Origin of the sequence: Bartonella sp. AA2SXKL (assembly GCF_042197205.1) — a bacterium.
Classification (GTDB): domain Bacteria; phylum Pseudomonadota; class Alphaproteobacteria; order Rhizobiales; family Rhizobiaceae; genus Bartonella.
This window is the reverse complement of the sequence record NZ_JBHIRN010000134.1, coordinates 1-735: the sequence shown is the minus strand read 5'-3', so window position 1 is coordinate 735 and position 735 is coordinate 1. Positions and strand designations below refer to the sequence as shown.

Here is a 735-nt window from a genome sequence, read left to right as displayed (position 1 = left end):
CAAAAACATCCAGCAATGTGTCGACGCTCGACTTGCCAACATGCTCATAGAGAATAAGTCCGTCATCTAAAAACTGTAAAATTCGTTCAATCATCTCTCTGGTGGGGTGTTCTAAACCCCCCGTTTGTTTCGTTAAACGACGTAAAGATTGTGCTCCTTTCATTTCCAGTGAGGCTAAGCAAAGACGACTCTTTTGCGAAATCCAATGGGGAATACAGTCTGATAACAATTGGCTTTTTCCAGCACCACTGGCACCACTCCATAGCGTTAATTCCGCTGGACGAAAATACAGCTTGCCGTTGAGTTTAGGATAGGGAACCGTATAGCCAAGATGCTGCTTAGGCTCTGGCCAAAAGAGCCCTATAACTTGATCTTTATAGTCTGAGGCGCGTCGTAACCCTTTTGGTGCAAAGCTTTTTGCTGAGGAAAAGGCAGCTTTTATGGTGGCTGCATCAATACCAGCGGTTAAACAGTCATTGGCATCCTTGCAGGGGAGTTGTACACGGTAGCAGCGATGACGACCAAGCCTATTGGCAATCTCATGGGCTGCTTCTTCACCAGGTTTGTCCATATCGGTGGCTAAAAAAATGATTTCAAAAGATTCTAAATGATCAAATTCATTTTCAATCCAATTCTGTTTACCTCCAACACCTCCTCCAAATGGAACTGAAACCGCTGGATAACCATAGGCAGCGAGCGAAAGGGCATCAATTTCTCCTTCAGTGATGACAAGTG

Annotated in this window: 1 protein-coding gene; it reads right to left on the bottom strand. The window is 44.8% G+C overall.

The window, feature by feature from the left end; all coding sequences use genetic code 11:
* Positions 1–735 (bottom strand): toprim domain-containing protein (locus ACFINS_RS10265; protein WP_375706209.1); only part of this gene is annotated, 735 nt, incomplete at both ends.